This is a genomic window from Variovorax sp. P1_G12, assembly GCF_056405555.1.
Genome location: NZ_JBFUBW010000037.1, coordinates 32,535 through 48,676, shown reverse-complemented (window position 1 = coordinate 48,676; position 16,142 = coordinate 32,535). Strand labels below are relative to the sequence as shown.

Here is a 16,142-nt window from a genome sequence, read left to right as displayed (position 1 = left end):
AAGCACACATGGCAAACATCCTCGTGGTCGACGACGAGCTGGGCATCCGGGACCTGCTCTTCGAAATTCTCAATGACGAAGGCCACAACGTGGAGCTCGCCGAGAACGCGGCCGAAGCGCGGGCCGCGCGACAGCGGGCCCGGCCCGACCTCGTCCTGCTCGACATCTGGATGCCCGACACCGACGGCGTGACGCTGCTCAAGGAATGGTCGACGGCAGGCCTCCTCAGCATGCCGGTGGTCATGATGAGCGGCCACGCGACGATCGACACGGCGGTCGATGCCACGCGCATCGGCGCCTTCGCCTTCCTCGAGAAGCCCATCACCTTGCAGAAGCTGCTGAAGGCGGTCGAGCAGGGGCTGGCGCGCGAAAGCGCGCGCCGTGCTGCCGCCAGCGTGGTGCCGCCGGCGAGCAGCTTCGCCGCCGTGGTGACCACCGTCGGCGACAGCGCCCTGGTGCCGGCACCGCCGCAGCTGCAGGCCGCGGATCTGGGCCCGCAGTCAACGCAAAGCTTTGACCTCGATCGCCCGCTGCGCGACGCGCGCGACGGCTTCGAGAAGGCGTACTTCGAATTTCACCTCGCGATGGAGAACGGCTCGATGACCCGCGTGGCCGAGAAGACCGGGCTCGAACGCACCCACCTCTATCGAAAACTCAAGCAACTCGGCGTCGATCTTTCACGAGGCCGCCGAAGCGCTGTATAATCGCGGGCTGCACACCAAGGCCCGGTAGCTCAGTTGGTAGAGCAGCGGATTGAAAATCCGCGTGTCGGTGGTTCGATTCCGCCCCAGGCCACCAAATTCCAAGCGCCCCAGCGCCCGTTTCGGGTTCTGGGGCGTTTTTGCATCTGGCATCTGGCAACTGGCAACTGCTTCTCTACCCAAGCCCATCAACCCAGCGGATTGAGCAGTTTCTCCATCTGCGAGAACTCCCGCACGACGAAGTCCACCAGGGCGCGAACGCGCGGAGTGTCGCGCATGTCCGAGTGAAAGCCGACCCGCACCGCGCGTACCGGCATGGGATGCGACACCTCGACGCGACGCAGTGCGGAATCGCCTTCCGCCATGAAGCACGGCAACACGGCCATGGCCGCGCCGCTACGCACGGCGGCGAGGTGGGAGCGCAGGCCATTGGCATGAAGCACCGTGCGCGCCCGGTGTGCCAACGCGGGCAGCCAGGCTTCGTGGGGCACTTCCCCCGCTGCCCGGTCCAGAAGTACCAACAAGTGGCCGCTGAAGCCCTCGGTGGCTTCAGGCTGCCCATGCCGTTCCAGATAGCTCTTGGATGCGTACAGCGCGTACGCGACTTCGCCGACGCGGCGCTCCACCAGATTTTCCTGCGCGAATGAGCCGAAACGGAAGGCCAGGTCCGCTTCGCGACGGGCCAGGTTGAACACCTTCGTGTCGTTGACCAGTTCGATCACCAGCCCGGAATGCAATGCACCGAAGCGCGCCAGCATCGGCGCGATCACCTCATCGCCGAGCCAGTCCAGGCTCGTCACCAGGATCTCTCCGCTCAGGCCGGTATCACGCGCGGCAACCTGTCGCTGCACCGACAGCGCTCCCGCGTCCATCTGTTCCAGGCCATCGACCAGGGATTGGCCCAGCGCGGTGAAGCGCAAGCCGCCCGCGTCGCGGTCGAACAGTTTCGCGTCCAGGCGCCGCTCCAGGGATTCGAGCCGCCTGCTCACCGTGGGCTGTGTCGTGCCGAGTGTGCGCGCTGCCGCGCTCAAGGTGCCATTGCGGGCGATGGCCAGCACCACCTTCAGATCATCCCAGTCAATCGTCATCGGGCCGAGCCTGTTCCATGCGTTTTCGAATGACGGGCATGCCAGATCGATGACTGCATTGGCCCGCGGCGCATCCTAGACTGTCACACGCTTTCTCCACCAGTCAAGTCTCCGGCCACGAGGGCACTCGTGCGCCACCTTGCACTTCCGGAAATCGACGACATGCTCCAGATCGACCACCTCATCCTGCGCGTCAGCGATGCGAAGGCGTCCGTGCAGTTCTACCAAAGGCTGCTCGGCCTGCACCACGACGGTGGCGCAGCGCCATTCGAAGTGCTTCGCGTGAACGACGACAGCACGCTCGACCTGCTGGCCGAGCCGCCGAAGGACCCCGTCCATCTGGCCTTTTGCCTGGACCGGCACGCCTTCGAAGGCGTCCGCGAACGGCTGCAGGCCATGGGCGTTCCTTTCGGTGGCGATCCGTTCGTCCGGGATGGCCGATCCGCCTCGCAATTCGGCGCCCGTGGCTGGGCGGAGGCGCTGTATTTCTCCGATCCCGATCGCCACAACATCGAGGTGCGCACTCATGATCAACGCTAATGCCCGGACCCCTGCCAGAGGCGCCGCGCTCCCTGTGTTCACAGACCTGCGCGGCAAGGTGGCGGTTGTGACTGGAGGTTCGCGCGGCATCGGCGCTGCGACGTGCCTCTCTCTGGCCCGCAACGGCGTGCGGCTGGCGATCAATGGACGCGATCCTGCGGCGTTGCAGGCCAGTGTGGCGGCCGCGCAAGCCGCGGGCGGGGAAGCGATTGGCCTGGAGGCCGACTGTTCGGATCTCGTGCAGGTCCAGCGCATGCAGGCCCGCGTGGAAGCGCATTTCGGCCCGCCGGACTTCGTTCTCGCCTTCGCGGGAGGCGGCACGGGACGGCCCGTCCCGGTGCAGGACATCACCGAGCAGGACTGGCGCTCCAGCATCGACAACAACCTCACTTCGACGTTCTTTGCCCTCCGGTGTTTCCTGCCCGGCATGCTGGCGCGTGGCAGTGGTGGCATTCTGACCATGGCCTCTGCAGGCGCCCGCGTGGCATCAGGAGCGCCAGCAGGATACGGTGCGGCAAAGGCCGGGGTCATCATGCTGACCCGCCACCTGGCCCAGGAAGTAGGTCCCCGGGGATTGCGCGTCAACTGCGTTTCACCCTCGGCGGTGTTGACGGAACGCACTCGGGCAACGCTTTCGCCCGAGCGGCAGACGCGAATGCTGGAGGGCTTTCCGCTCGGGCGCCTGGGCACGCCGGAAGACGTGGCTGCCGCCTCGCTGTTCCTGCTCAGCGACGCGTCCGCGTGGGTCACCGGCGTGGTGCTTGATGTCGCGGGAGGCCGGGTGATGGTGTGATGACCCGCCAGGCCGCTGCGATGCGCGTAGCCTGATGGCAGAGCGCCTGCCGAAGGGGGCCCGCCTGAACCGGCGCCGCCCCGGTCGGCCGACCCGAGTCCCGTCGCGTTCACCCATTGAACCGAGGAAGAACGAAATGCCCTACGACACCGAACACCCCGAAGGCGGCGTGCCCGTCAAGATGTGGACGCGCGGCGTGCCGGTCGAAGATGAAGCGAAGAAGCAGCTCTTCAACGCAGCGCGCCTGCCGGTCGTGTTCAGGCACATCGCGGCCATGCCCGACGTGCACCTGGGCATCGGCGCGACCGTGGGCTCGGTGATCCCGACCCTGCGCGCGATCATTCCGGCGGCCGTCGGCGTGGACATCGGTTGCGGGATGATGGCCTGCAAGACCACGCTGCATGCGAACGACCTGCCCGACAACCTCGGGCCGCTGCGCGCGGCGATCGAGCGCGCGGTGCCGCACGGCGCGTCGCCGCGCCACCGCGGCCGCGATCAAGGCAGCTGGGAGAACCCGCCCGATGCGGTCGATCAGGCCTGGGCGACGCTGGCGGACGAGTTCGACGCGCTGTGCGAGCTGCACCCGCGCCTCAGGAACACGAACAACCGCAAGCATCTGGGAACGCTCGGCAGCGGCAACCACTTCATCGAGGTCTGCCTCGACGAAGCCGGCGCCGTGTGGCTCATGCTGCACTCGGGTTCGCGCGGCGTGGGCAACGCGATCGGCACGCACTTCATCGCGCTCGCGAAGAAGGACGCCGAACGGCACCAGCGCCATCTGCCCGACCAGGACCTCGCGTACTTCGAGGAGGGGGCTCAGTATTTCGGCGACTACGTGCGCGGCGTGGGCTGGGCCCAGCGGTTCGCGGCGCGCAACCGCGAAGTGATGATGGCCAACCTGATCGCGACCGTGCGCAAGGTGATCGCCAAGCCCTTCGAGTCGCACGTCGAGGCGGTGAACTGCCACCACAACTACGTGCAGCAGGAACGCCACTTCGGCGAGGACGTGTTCGTGACCCGCAAGGGCGCGGTCAGCGCGAAGCGCGGCGAGCTGGGCATCATCCCGGGCAGCATGGGAGCGCGCAGCTTCATCGTGCGCGGCCTCGGCAATCCCGAGAGCTTCGAGAGTTGCTCCCACGGCGCCGGCCGCGTGATGAGCCGCACGAAGGCGAAGAAGCTGTTCACCGTCGATGACCAGGTCAAGGCCACCGAAGGCGTCGAGTGCCGCAAGGACAAGGACGTGATCGACGAGATCCCGATGGCCTACAAGGACATCGACGCGGTCATGGCGGCGCAGAAGGACCTGGTCGAGGTCGTCCACACCTTGAAGCAGGTGGTGTGCGTGAAAGGATGAGCGTCAAGCGCTGCTACGAAGTCGCCGGGCCGTCGCCGGGGGAAATGACGCGCAGCACATCGCGCGCGATCGATTCCATCCATCGCTGGTCGCTCTTCAACGCCGGGTCCGCGAAGGCCTTCTCGAAGGTAGGGCGGACCATCTTCGCGTAGTTCAAGGTGCCGAGAATGATCGTGAGGATGACGACGGCGGGAAGGTCGCGGCGAACCAGGCCGGCGGATTGCGCATCGTCCAGCAGCTGCAGGCTGCCCGCCAGGAAAGCTTCGAGCGGCCTCGCTTGCGCCACCTGGATCCGCTCGGAGTTGTCGAGCAGCTCGCGCGTGATGAGCTTGAATCCCGTCGGCCTCGCCTGCATCCATTCGACCTGAAGTTCGACAAAGGCTTGCAAGCGCTCCTGCAGGCTGCCGGCCGATTCGAAGCGCTTGTTGAGGCGCTCCATCAGTTCTTCGGCCTGCTGTTCGAGGACGGCCCGGTACAGCTCCTCCTTGCTCGGGAAGTGGTGGAGCAGCCCGGGATTTCCGACATCGCATTCGCGCGCGATGGCCGACAGCGACCCGCCTTGAAATCCATGCTCGGCAAAGTGATGCTCCGCGCGGTCGAGGATGATTTCTTTGCGGGACTTCGGTTTGCTGGGCATCTCGCGATTGTAGGAAGGGGCGCTCAGTGGATCGCCCGCTCATGCCCGACCCAATAGGTCGCGCGCAGCTCCCGCTTGAGCAGCTTGCCCGACTCCGTGCGCGGAAGCGCCGCGACGAAGTCGACCGTCTTCGGGCACTTGAAGTGGGCGATGTGGGCCCGCATGAAGTGGATCAGGTCGGCCTCGCTGGCCGACGTGCCCGGGCGCAGGACCACGCAGGCCTTGACGGATTCGCCCCATACGGGATCGGGGACCCCGATCACTGCGCCGTCGGCCACGTCCGGGTGTTTCATCAGGGTGTTCTCGACCTCCGCCGGATAGATGTTCTCGCCGCCGGAGACGATCATGTCCTTGATCCGATCGCTCAGGTAGAGATAGCCGCCCTTCAGGTAGCCGGCATCGCCGGAGCGGAACCAACCGCCCGAAGCATCGCGCCCTTCCGGAAACGCCTCCCGCGTGGACTCCGGCTTCCCCCAGTACTCCTTGAAGTTCCGATCGCTGCGGATCCAGACCTCTCCCACGCGCCCCTCTTCCATGTCGGTCAGTGCGACGGGATCGACGACCCGCAGTTCCACGCGAGGCATCGGTCGGCCCGCCGAGCGCAGCAGTTCGGCGCCGCGTCGATGGTCTTCGGGCGTCAGGGTGGTGACCACGCCCGACACCTCCGTCAGGCCGTAGATCTGGGAGAAGTCGCAATCGAAGACTTCCATCGCCGCGCGAAGCACGGGCTCGGTGATGGGAGACCCGGCGTACGCCATGAGCTTGAGACTGCCGAAATCAAATTCGCGCGCAGAGGGCTGCGACAGCAGGAAGCTGATCATCGCGGGCACCACGAGCACATGCGTGATCTTCTGGCTCGACAGCGCCGAGAGGTACTCCTTCGGATTGAACTCCTTGAACGTCACGCATCGGCAGCCTGCGTAGATCGGGAACAGAAGCAGCAGCATCCCTGCGATATGGAAGGTCGGCAGCGCATGCCCCAGCGTGGCGTTCTGGTCGAGTTTCCAGGCCTCCGAGGTCACCTGACAGGCGGAAAGCAGGCCGCGATGCGTCAGCACGACCCCCTTGGGGCGGCCTGTGGTGCCCGATGAATGGATATGGAGCGCCTCGTCCTCGAGCGCGATCGCGCGGTCCGCGGTACGGTCGTCGAAGCTCGCGTACCAGGTATCGAGCCGCAAGTGATCGCCGGTCGCGCCATCGACCACGAAGGCGCTGACGCCGCATTGCGCGACGACGTCCGACACGCGGGCCAGAATCTCCGCATCCGCGACCAGCACTCGCGCACCGGAGTCCTCGAGAATGAACTTGATCTCGTCCGGCGCGAGGCGCCAGTTGATCGGGACGCAGACCGCGCCGATCTTCATGGCCGCGAACACGAGAAGGGCACAGTCTTCGGGGCTTCTGGTCAGGATCGCGATGCGGCTGCCGGGCCCCATGTCGAGCGAACGCAGTGCATTCGCGAGTTTGCTCGTGCGCCGGTCGATCTCGGCGAAGGTGACGGACTGCGCGCCGGATGCGAACACCGTCGCGTCCGGCGTTTCACGCGCCCTTCGGGCCAGGCCATCGATCAGATTCGTTTCATTCATGTCTTGTCTCCTTGTTTTGTATTCGTGCGACGCGCAGCCACCCGTCGACCGGGTCGCCGGCTTTGCATCGCTGATGAAGCGCTTGGCGCTCAGCGCCCGGCTTGCAGGTCGGCCATTTGCTGCTGGAGCTGCGAATGAAAGCGCGGCGCGCTGTATTCGAAAGTGCCGAAGGTGAGCACTTCATTGGCGCCGGACGCCAGGCCCCTTTGAATCGATTCGGCCAGTTCGTAGTCTTCCGCCAGGGTGCGGCGATACAGGTCGACGTTGGCTTGCCAGTACGCCGTCGCCTTGTCCGAAGCCGGCGCTTCTGGAATCAGCGTGAGCTCATGCACGCGCGTCCGGGTGGCGCTGAGGGGCTCGAGGCTGCTGAGTTGCGCGTGGTCAGGTTGGACCAGGATCGTCGTGTTCGGGAAGAAGAAGTAGGTCAGGTTGCCGTACTTTCTCGGATCGAAGCCTGTCGCCTCGGGCGCGTCTTCCGAGAACCTCGCCTTGATGAGGTAGAGGCGCCGGTTGAGGTCGAACTCGTCGACGATCTGCATGTTGTCCACGAACATGTGGGCGATGGTCTTTCGGTGGGCGACCTTGAAGTGATAGGCCTCGAAGGCGCCATCGACCAGCAGCTTCCAGTTGGCTTCGACCTCGTAGGAGCGCGGCGCGAACGCCACCGGGGCGCCGAGCCCCGCCAGCGATTCCAGGTTGTTCATCAGCGACCCCAGGCTCTCGTTGGGATCCTTCTGCGACAGTTCCGGATCGAGGATGACCCAGACCAGCCCCGCGCGCTCGACCGTGGCCAGCTTGCGCAGTCCGGATTCTTCCTGCTTGAGACATGGGAAGCCGAAGGATTGGGGCACACCCCGAAGCGCGCCATCGGGCTTGTAGGTCCACGCGTGATAGGGACAGACGAACGCGCGCGCATCGCTGCCGCTGCCCTCGGGCACCACGCGGGCGCCACGATGGCGGCAGACGTTCACGAAGGCCTGAACCTGCCCGCTCTCCTGGCGAACCAGCAGCAGCGGGATGCCGAGATGGGTCATCGAAAGCCAGGCCCCGGGCGATGCGAGCGACGATCCTGCTGCAACGGCTTGCGGACAGCGGCGCAGCAGGTTCAGCTCCTGGGTCGCCCCGGCGTCGCTCGTGTAGCGGCCGACCTCGACCTGGCCACCGTGGGCATCCGCGTCCGCTCGCTCCGCCAGCATGGCGGCGGTCGCTCTGCGATGGAGATCGGCGGCAAAGTCTTGGCTCATCGGGGGTGTCTCGGTCGCGTGAATCAGGATCGATCAAAGTTCGTCCGCCGCAGTTTACCGACTGACTAGTCAGTCCGTCAATTCGGCATGCTTCGCCCGGTCGAACAGCGACGACCCGCAGCAATCTCGAGGTCGATATCCGATGGCCCGTCTCAGCGGGGCGCGTGGGCCGCGCTCAGGCAGGATTCGAAGGCCAGCACGGTGCGTGAAGGCTTGGGCGAGCGCCGCATCAGGCTGACGAAGCGGCAGGCGTAGTTGAAGCGCTCGGGCAGCACCGCCTTCATCGCGCCGCGCTGTTCGAAGACCTGGGCATAGTGGTCGGGCAGGAACCCGAGAAAGCGTCCCGAGAGGATCAGCGTGGCGATGGCCTCCTGGTCGAAGCCGGTGGCCTTGCGCGCCAACTGGGCCCGGTGACTCAGCTCCATGTTCGGCGAGTGATAGCCGAGGCCGGCGAAGTCGTGCTCGCGCAGCCGCGACCAGGTCAGCTTGCCGTGCGGACCCTTGAAGAGCGGGTGTCCTGCGCCGCAGTACAGCAGCATGGTTTCATCGAACAGGTCCGCATAGACCAGGCTCTGCGAGCTGCGGTGCGCCGGAATGATGCCGATCTGGAACTTGCCCTCCAGCACGCCCTGCTCGATGGCGTTGATCGATCCCACGTGCACGGCCAGGCGCACTTCCGGCGCGATCTCCGAGAAGCGCGCGATGGCCTCGCTGATGCGCGCCTTCGGATTGGTCGCCGTCTTGTCGAACAGCGCCACCTCGAGTTGCCCGCCCATGCGGTTGTGGATGTCGTCGATGCTGCCGCGAAAGGCGTCCACCGAGGCCAGCAGCCGCAGCGTCTCGTCGTAGACGCGCTGGCCCTCGGCCGTGAGCGCGAAGCCGGCCCGCCCACGCCGGCACAGCACGAGGCCGAGCCGCGTCTCGAGGTCCTTCACATGCCGGCTGACCGTGGAGGTGCCGATGTTCAGCTCCAGCTCGGCGGCCGCCATGCCGCCGCAATCGACCACGCTCTTGAACACCTTGAGCAGGCGCAGATCCATGTCGCTGAGCTGTCCCAGCACGGCGCGGTTCCGGGCAACGCTTTCGGGCGGTGTCTTTACTTGCATAAAGTGTCAAGTGAACATTGATATTGCACCATTCTCCACACTGAACGGTCTGCGAACAATCCACCCACCTCATTTCCCTATCGGAGCCCGCATCACGCGGGAATCGCCATGACCCTTGCAACGCCCGCCATCGAACCCACGCCCGCCCTGCGGACCGACGCCGCCTGGCTCGACGCGCACTGGATGCCCTACACCGGCAACCGCAACTTCAAGGCCGATCCGCGGATCATCGTGGAGGCCAAGGGCGCCTATTTCACCGACAGCGACGGCCGCAAGATCTTCGACGGCCTCTCGGGCCTCTGGTGCTCGGGCCTCGGCCACGGCCGCCCCGAGATCACCGAAGCGGTGAGCCGCCAGATCGCCAAGCTCGACTATTCGCCCGCCTTCCAGTTCGGCCACCCGCTTTCGTTCGAGCTGGCCAACAGGATCAAGGAGCTCACGCCCGCCGGGCTCGACTACGTGTTCTTCACCGGCTCGGGCTCCGAAGCGGCCGACACCTCGCTCAAGCTGGCGCGCGCCTACTGGCGCACCAAGGGCCTGGCGGGCAAGACGCGCCTGATCGGCCGCGAGAAGGGCTATCACGGCGTCAACTACGGCGGCATCTCGGTCGGCGGCATCGCCGCCAACCGCAAGCTGTTCGGCCAGGGCGTGGAAGCGGATCACCTGCCGCACACGCAACTCGCAAGCAACGCCTTCACGCGCGGCATGCCCGAGACCGGCGCCGAGCTGGCCGACCGCCTGCTCGACCTGATCGCGCTGCACGACGCCTCGAACATCGCGGCCGTGATCGTCGAGCCCTTCGCGGGTTCGGCCGGCGTGGTGATTCCGCCCCAGGGCTACCTGAAGCGCCTGCGCGACATTTGCACCGCGAACAACATCCTGCTGATCTTCGACGAGGTGATCACCGGTTTCGGCCGCTGCGGCGCGCTCACCGGCGCGGAAGCCTTCGGCGTGACGCCCGACATCATGAACATCGCCAAGCAGGTCACCAACGGCGCACAGCCGCTGGGCGCCGTGGTCGCCAGCAAGGAGATCTACGACACCTTCATGGCCGCAGGCGGCCCCGACTACATGCTCGAGTTCCCGCACGGCTACACCTACGGCGCGCACCCGGTGGCCTGCGCCGCCGGCATCGCCGCCCTCGACGTGCTGCAGAAGGAAGACATGATCGGCCGCGTGAAGACGCTGGCGCCTCACTTCGAGAATGCCGTGCACAGCCTCAAGGGCAGCAAGCACGTGGCCGACATCCGCAACTACGGCCTCGCCGCGGGCCTGACGATCGCCGCGCTGCCCGGCGAGCCGGCGCGCCGGCCGTACGAGATCGCGATGAACTGCTGGAAGAAGGGCTTCTACGTGCGCTATGGCGGCGACACGATCCAGCTGGCGCCGCCCTTCATCACCGAGAAGGCCGAGATCGACCGCCTCGTCAACGCCCTGGCCGACGCCCTCGCCGAAACCGCCTGATCCCCCACCGAGTCATTCCATGCAAAACGACAAGAACGTCACCACCACCATCGGCCATTTCATCGACGGCCAGCGCGTCGCAGGCGGCACCCGCGTGCAGCCGGTGTTCGATCCGGCCACCGGCTTCTCGGACAAGAGCGTTGCGCTCGCCGACAAGCTCACGGTCGAGCAGGCCATCGCCTCGGCGCAAGCCGCCTTCCCGGCCTGGCGCAACACGCCGCCGCTCAAGCGCGCCCGCGTGATGAGCAAGCTCAAGACGCTGCTCGAAGCCAACGCCGACCGCATCGCCGCGCTCATCACGGCCGAGCACGGCAAGGTGCTCTCGGATGCGCACGGCGAGCTGCAGCGCGGCATCGAGAACGTCGAGTACGCCAGCTATGCGCCCGAACTGCTCAAGGGCGAGCACAGCAAGAACGTCGGCCCGGCGATCGACTCGTGGAGCGAGTTCCAGGCGATGGGCGTCACGGCCGGCATCACGCCGTTCAACTTCCCCGTGATGGTGCCCTTGTGGATGTGGCCGATGGCCGTGGCCTGCGGCAACACCTTCGTGCTGAAGCCCTCGGAGCGCACGCCCTCCTCGACGCTGCTGGTGGCCGAGCTCGCGCTCGAGGCCGGCCTGCCGCCGGGCGTGCTGAACGTGGTCAACGGCGACAAGGAAGCCGTCGACACGCTCCTGACCGACCCGCGCGTGAAGGCCGTGAGCTTCGTGGGCTCGACCGCCATCGCCGAGTACATCTACACCACCGGCTGCGCGCACGGCAAGCGCGTGCAGGCCCTGGGCGGCGCGAAGAACTTCGCGGTCGTCATGCCCGACGCCGACATCGGCAACGCGGTCAGCGCCCTGATGGGCGCGGCCTACGGCTCCTGCGGCGAGCGCTGCATGGCGATTCCGCTGGTCGTGGCCATCGGCGACGAAACGGGCGACGCCGTGGTGGCGGGCCTGAAGGCCGAGATCGCGAAGATGAAGGTCGGCCCCGGCAACGACAACGGCAACGACATGGGCCCGCTGGTCACCCAGCCGCACTTCGAGAAGGTCAAGGCCTTCGTCGATGCCGGCGTGGCGGCGGGCGCGAAGCTCGTGGTCGACGGCCGCGGCGTCAAGGTCGAGGGCCACGACGGCGGCTACTACCTCGGCCCCTGCCTGTTCGACGGCGTCAAGCCCGGCATGACGATCTACCAGGAAGAGATCTTCGGCCCGGTGCTCGGCGTGGTGCGCGTGAAGACGCTCGAGGAAGCCATGGCGATGATCGACGCCCACGAATACGGCAACGGCACCTGCCTGTTCACGCGCGACGGCGAAGCCGCGCGCTGGTTCAGCGACAACATCCAGGTCGGCATGGTCGGCATCAACGTGCCGCTGCCGGTGCCCGTGGCGTACCACTCCTTTGGCGGCTGGAAGCGCTCGCTGTTCGGCGACCTGCATGCCTACGGCCCCGACGCCGTGCGCTTCTACACCAAGCGCAAGACCATCACGCAGCGCTGGCCCTCGGCCGGTGTGCGCGAGGGTGCGGTGTTCAGCTTTCCGTCCAGCCGCTAGGGCCCGCTGCGCCAACGCCGACACCACTCCTGGCCGCGAGAGGGGTGGCGGCCAGCGTCTACACTGACTGCAGGCCCGGATGCCGACTTCATGTCGGAGTGCCTGCAACCCAGGAGGACGCGTTGTGCGGTATCGCATCGAAGATATCGAGGCCTTCATCGCCGTGGTGGAGGCCGGCAGCATCAGTGCCGCCGCCGTCAGGCTGGATGTGGCGAAGTCCGTCGTGAGCAAACGGGTCACGTCGCTGGAAGACTGCCTGGGCGTTGCGCTGCTTCAGCGCTCGACGCGGCGCGCCACGCCGACCACGAGCGGGACCCATTTCTTCGAACGAAGCAAGCTGCTCCTGCAGGACTTCGACGAGTTTGCCCAATCGATGCGAGGAGAGCACCGCGGCCTGCAGGGAACGGTCCGGCTCGCTCTCCCGATGAGTTTCGGGCAGCGCTGCATCCTGCCCACGCTGATGCCGTTCCTGCGCAAGAACACCGAACTGATCGTGCACATGGACCTGGATGACCGGCATGTCGACCTCGTACAAGGCGGCTACGACCTGGCGATTCGCATCGGCGTGCTGGCGGACTCCAGCCTCATCGCGCGCAGGCTCGCCACCAGCAGGCGCATCCTGTGCTGCAGCCCGGACTACCTGGCTCGACGCGGCGCTCCGGCCAATCTCGAAGACTTGTCGCAGCATGAATGCATCGGCTATGGCCTGGTGTCCTCGAACCACATCTGGCAGTTCCGCAGGATGGGCGATGCACCGAGCGAGCGCGGCAGCGAGCCTGTCGCCACCAACGTCCGTGCACGCGTGGTGACGAACAACGGCGAGGCGATGCGCCAGGCCGCATTGAGCGGGTTGGGCCTGACCGTCCTGCCGACCTTTCTTGTCGGCGGCCTGCTGCGCTCCGGCGAGCTCGTGGAACTGCCGCTGGACGGACTCGTTCCCACCGACGACACGGTGCATGCGGTCTACACGCAATCGCGCAACCTGTCGTCCAAGGTTCGCAGCATCATCGACGTGCTGGCCGACGCCTGGGCCGGCGACATCGCACCGTGGGACCGCGTCTCGCCCTGAGCATCATCCGCCGCGGCCGCAGGTTCCCAGCTCCTCCAGCCGCGGGGTCACCGCTCTGCTGAAACGCCGCGTTCGCGAAAAGCGATCTACCGGGAGCGCCTGCCAGGACCCAGATGGGAAGGCAAAGGAGTCGATCATCATGAAGAAACTTGCCTTCAAGAGACGCAACAACGGACGCCACTGGGTGGGCGACGGTTTTCCGGTGCGCAGCATCTTTTCGTACAACGACGTCGCGCAGGAACTGTCACCGTTCCTGCTGCTGGACTATGCGGGGCCGGCGGATTTTTCGCCGACGCAACAGCGCCGGGGTGTCGGGCAGCACCCTCATCGCGGGTTCGAGACCGTCACCATCGTCTACACCGGCGAAGTCGAGCATCGGGACTCGGCCGGAGGAGGCGGGTCCATCGGGCCGGGCGACGTCCAGTGGATGACCGCGGGCGCCGGCATCGTGCACGAGGAGTATCACGGGGCCGGGTTCGCCCAGCGCGGCGGAGCGTTCGAGATGATCCAGCTCTGGGTGAACCTGCCTGCCAAGGACAAGATGACCTCGCCGGGGTACCAGAACATCACGGATGCGCAGATCCCGAGGATGGCGCTGCCCGAGGACGCCGGCTCCGTGCGCGTGATCGCCGGCGGATTCGAGGGGCAGGCCGGACCTGCGCACACCTTCAGTCCCATGAACGTGTGGGACGTTCGGGTCAAGGCGGGCCGGCGTGTCGAGTTCAAGGTGCCGGAAGGTCATACCACGGCGGTCTTCGTGCTCAAGGGAGCGATCCGGTTCGGCAGCGATGCGGTGGCAGAGGCCGAACTCGCCGTGCTCGAGCGAGAAGGGACGGCGCTCGCGTTCGACGCGACCGAAGACTCGACCGTGCTGCTGCTGACAGGGCAGCCGCTGAATGAGCCGGTGGTGGGATACGGGCCCTTCGTGATGAACACCGAGGCGGAGATCGCAAGCGCATTCACCGACTACCAGAACGGCCGCATGGGCCGGATCGCGGCACCGGCAGCTTGACCGATGGAACGGGCGGCTTCGACGACGTCGGAGCCCGCCTCTTCTCGGGGCCCGTGTTCTCGATCGGAGAACGTGGTGTTCCCCGAAGTGCCGCTACCGCAGCGTGGGCGAAGTGACCAGAATTGCTTCAACCCAGCCAGCCAGGAGCCACGAAGATGAATGCTTTTGCAAATGTTGCCAACTTCAACGGCCAGCGCCCCGTCATCGATCCGGCCGACGCGGCCATGCTGCTGATCGATCACCAGAGCGGCCTGTTCCAGGTCGTCCAGGATATTCCGCTGACCCAGCTCCGCGCGAACGTGAAGGCCCTGGCCAAGGCCGCGACGCTGGCCGGCATGCCGGTCATCACCACGGCCTCGGTCCCGCAAGGCCCGAACGGCCCGCTGATTCCCGAGATTCACGAACTGGCGCCACATGCCAGGTACATCGCGCGCCGCGGTGAAATCAACGCCTTCGACAACGCCGACTTCGCGGCCGCGGTCGAAGCGACGGGCAAGAAGAGCCTGGTGATCGCGGGCACGATCACGAGCGTGTGTCTCGCCTTCCCGTCCATCAGCGCCGTGGCGGCCGGCTACAAGACCTTTGCCATCGTGGACGCATCCGGGACCGTGTCCAAGATGGCGTCCGAGCTGACGGTCGCGCGCCTGCTCCAGGCCGGCGTCGTCGTCATGGACACCATGGCGGCCCTCTCCGAGATCCAGAAGACCTGGAACCGTCCCGACGCGCAGGAATGGGCGGCGGTCTACACCCAGGCAATGCCTTCGTACGGCCTGCTCATCGAGAGCTACCTGAAGGCGCAGGACGTCGCTCGGAGCAACGAGCAGCTCGACTCGACGCGAACCTAGGCGCGAGCTGATTCATGGAGGACAAGGCCATGAACGATTTCTTCATCGTCGTTTCGCTGTACGCGAAAGAAGGGCGCGAGGACGAACTGCGTGCCCACCTGGTTGCCGTGGTCGAGCCGTCGCGCAAGGACGAGGGCAACCTGCGCTACGAGATGTTCGCGGACCAGGACGATCCGCGCCGCTTCATTTTCGTGGAGCACTGGGCAAGCCCCGAGGCGCAGATGAAGCATCACACCCAAAGCGAGCACATCCGCCGCTTCAACGAACAAGGCGCAGGCGCAGTGGAAAAGATCGAGTTCTTCCACAAGCTGAACCGCGTCGCCTGATCGAGACATGCCCCAGGGCATCCGCGCGTGCTGCGTTCCAGCACATAGAGACCCACCGTCAGGAGAACACCATGGCCAGTGAAACCATTCGAGACCCCGTCAAGGACATACTGCTCACCCCCCAGAACGCCGCGTTCGTGATCATCGACTATCAGCCGGTGCAGGTGAACTCGATCGCGTCGATGGACCGGCAACTGCTGATCAACAACATCGTCGGCGCGTCCAAGGCCGCCGTGGCCTATGGCCTGCCGATCGTGCACTCCACCGTCAATGTCAAGACCGGCCTCAACAAGCCGCCGATCCCGCAGGTGCGCAAAGCACTGGAAGGCATCCCGACCTACGACCGCACGACCATCAACTCGTGGGAGGACGTCGAGTTCCGGGCCGCGGTGAAGGCGACCGGCCGGAAGAAGCTGATCATGACCGCCTTGTGGACCGAGGCCTGCCTGACCTTCCCCGCGCTCGATGCGCTGAACGAAGGCTATGAGGTCTACGTCGTGGCCGATGCGGTCGGCGGGACTTCGCTGGCCGCCCATGAAGCGGCGTTGCGCCGGATCGAACAGGCCGGCGGCAAGATGATCAGCGTGCCGCAGCTGTTCTGCGAGCTGCAGCGCGATTGGGCGCGCAAGGAAACGGTGCCGGCGTTCATCAATCTCTTCATCGAGACCGGCGGCACGGCGGGGATCCAGTTCTCCTACGATCGCGAGTAGGTCAGCACGCCGGGGGCAGGATCGACCCGTTCGCTGCGGGGTCCCCTGCGCCAGGCGACGTCACGCGCTGTCACGATAGTTCTTCGGCGCTCGATCCGCGTGCTGCCGCTCAGGTCGTGCACCAATCGAT

At 66.2% G+C, this 16,142-nt stretch carries 16 protein-coding genes and 1 tRNA gene; 12 read left to right on the top strand and 5 right to left on the bottom strand.

All coding sequences use genetic code 11. From position 1 onward, the window contains the following. Positions 1–8 precede the first annotated feature (8 nt). Together AC1D2O_RS31325 and AC1D2O_RS31320 are read left to right on the top strand one after the other, a co-directional pair. Positions 9–704 carry a response regulator gene (locus AC1D2O_RS31325; protein ID WP_478091800.1) on the top strand — a complete coding sequence of 232 codons (696 nt, stop codon included), beginning with the start codon at positions 9–11 and terminating at the stop codon, positions 702–704. An 18-nt stretch (positions 705–722) separates the two neighbouring features. Beyond that, positions 723–798 (top strand) — tRNA-Phe (locus AC1D2O_RS31320). Positions 799–889: 91 nt separating this feature from the next. Here AC1D2O_RS31320 and AC1D2O_RS31315 read toward each other — a convergent pair. Beyond that, complete coding sequence (locus AC1D2O_RS31315; RefSeq protein WP_478091798.1) at positions 890–1,789, bottom strand: LysR family transcriptional regulator; 900 nt, start codon at positions 1,787–1,789, stop codon at positions 890–892. 162 nt (positions 1,790–1,951) lie between these two features. On the opposite strand from AC1D2O_RS31315, the gene AC1D2O_RS31310 reads away from it, so the two are divergent. The 3 genes from AC1D2O_RS31310 to AC1D2O_RS31300 all read left to right on the top strand — a co-directional run bounded on the left by AC1D2O_RS31310 (position 1,952) and on the right by AC1D2O_RS31300 (position 4,476). Continuing rightward, positions 1,952–2,329 carry a VOC family protein gene (locus tag AC1D2O_RS31310; RefSeq protein ID WP_478091796.1) on the top strand — a complete coding sequence of 126 codons (378 nt, stop codon included), beginning with the start codon at positions 1,952–1,954 and terminating at the stop codon, positions 2,327–2,329. Continuing rightward, positions 2,316–3,122: an SDR family NAD(P)-dependent oxidoreductase gene (locus AC1D2O_RS31305; RefSeq protein ID WP_478158453.1), complete on the top strand. Its 807-nt coding sequence runs from the start codon at positions 2,316–2,318 to the stop codon at positions 3,120–3,122. Before AC1D2O_RS31310 ends, AC1D2O_RS31305 begins: the two co-directional genes overlap by 14 nt. Positions 3,123–3,258: 136 nt before the next feature. Further along, the gene (locus AC1D2O_RS31300; protein ID WP_478091793.1) at positions 3,259–4,476 is read left to right on the top strand and encodes an RtcB family protein; all 1,218 of its coding nucleotides are present in this window, start codon (positions 3,259–3,261) and stop codon (positions 4,474–4,476) included. A gap of 13 nt (positions 4,477–4,489) precedes the next feature. Here AC1D2O_RS31300 and AC1D2O_RS31295 read toward each other — a convergent pair whose 3' ends face one another. From AC1D2O_RS31295 to AC1D2O_RS31280, 4 genes are all read right to left on the bottom strand, one after another. Next, positions 4,490–5,113, bottom strand: a complete 624-nt coding sequence (locus AC1D2O_RS31295) for a TetR/AcrR family transcriptional regulator (RefSeq protein WP_478091792.1) — start codon at positions 5,111–5,113, stop codon at positions 4,490–4,492. A 23-nt stretch (positions 5,114–5,136) separates the two neighbouring features. Beyond that, positions 5,137–6,699 carry a long-chain-fatty-acid--CoA ligase gene (locus AC1D2O_RS31290; protein WP_478158452.1) on the bottom strand — a complete coding sequence of 521 codons (1,563 nt, stop codon included), beginning with the start codon at positions 6,697–6,699 and terminating at the stop codon, positions 5,137–5,139. Between the two features lie 89 nt (positions 6,700–6,788). Next, a complete protein-coding gene (locus AC1D2O_RS31285; RefSeq protein WP_478158451.1) occupies positions 6,789–7,943 on the bottom strand; it encodes an aromatic ring-hydroxylating oxygenase subunit alpha in 1,155 nt (384 codons plus the stop codon). A 152-nt stretch (positions 7,944–8,095) separates the two neighbouring features. After that, on the bottom strand, positions 8,096–9,049 hold the full coding sequence (locus AC1D2O_RS31280; RefSeq protein WP_478158450.1) for a LysR family transcriptional regulator: 954 nt from the start codon (positions 9,047–9,049) through the stop codon (positions 8,096–8,098). A 108-nt stretch (positions 9,050–9,157) separates the two neighbouring features. On the opposite strand from AC1D2O_RS31280, the gene aptA reads away from it, so the two are divergent. The 7 genes from aptA (at position 9,158) to AC1D2O_RS31245 (ending at position 16,012) form a co-directional block, all read left to right on the top strand. Then, positions 9,158–10,513: an omega-aminotransferase AptA gene (gene aptA, locus AC1D2O_RS31275; RefSeq protein ID WP_478158449.1), complete on the top strand. Its 1,356-nt coding sequence runs from the start codon at positions 9,158–9,160 to the stop codon at positions 10,511–10,513. Positions 10,514–10,532: 19 nt separating this feature from the next. Next, on the top strand, positions 10,533–12,050 hold the full coding sequence (locus AC1D2O_RS31270) for a CoA-acylating methylmalonate-semialdehyde dehydrogenase (protein WP_478088915.1): 1,518 nt from the start codon (positions 10,533–10,535) through the stop codon (positions 12,048–12,050). Between the two features lie 124 nt (positions 12,051–12,174). Beyond that, positions 12,175–13,119, top strand: coding sequence for a LysR family transcriptional regulator (locus AC1D2O_RS31265; RefSeq protein ID WP_478088917.1), 945 nt, complete (start codon positions 12,175–12,177; stop codon positions 13,117–13,119). Positions 13,120–13,258: 139 nt separating this feature from the next. Next, positions 13,259–14,131, top strand: coding sequence for a pirin family protein (locus AC1D2O_RS31260; RefSeq protein WP_478088919.1), 873 nt, complete (start codon positions 13,259–13,261; stop codon positions 14,129–14,131). 155 nt (positions 14,132–14,286) lie between these two features. After that, a complete protein-coding gene (locus AC1D2O_RS31255) occupies positions 14,287–14,976 on the top strand; it encodes an isochorismatase family protein (RefSeq protein WP_478088921.1) in 690 nt (229 codons plus the stop codon). Positions 14,977–15,005: 29 nt separating this feature from the next. Continuing rightward, a complete protein-coding gene (locus AC1D2O_RS31250) occupies positions 15,006–15,302 on the top strand; it encodes a putative quinol monooxygenase (RefSeq protein ID WP_478088922.1) in 297 nt (98 codons plus the stop codon). A 71-nt stretch (positions 15,303–15,373) separates the two neighbouring features. Beyond that, positions 15,374–16,012: a hydrolase gene (locus AC1D2O_RS31245; protein ID WP_442285315.1), complete on the top strand. Its 639-nt coding sequence runs from the start codon at positions 15,374–15,376 to the stop codon at positions 16,010–16,012. Positions 16,013–16,142 lie beyond the last annotated feature (130 nt).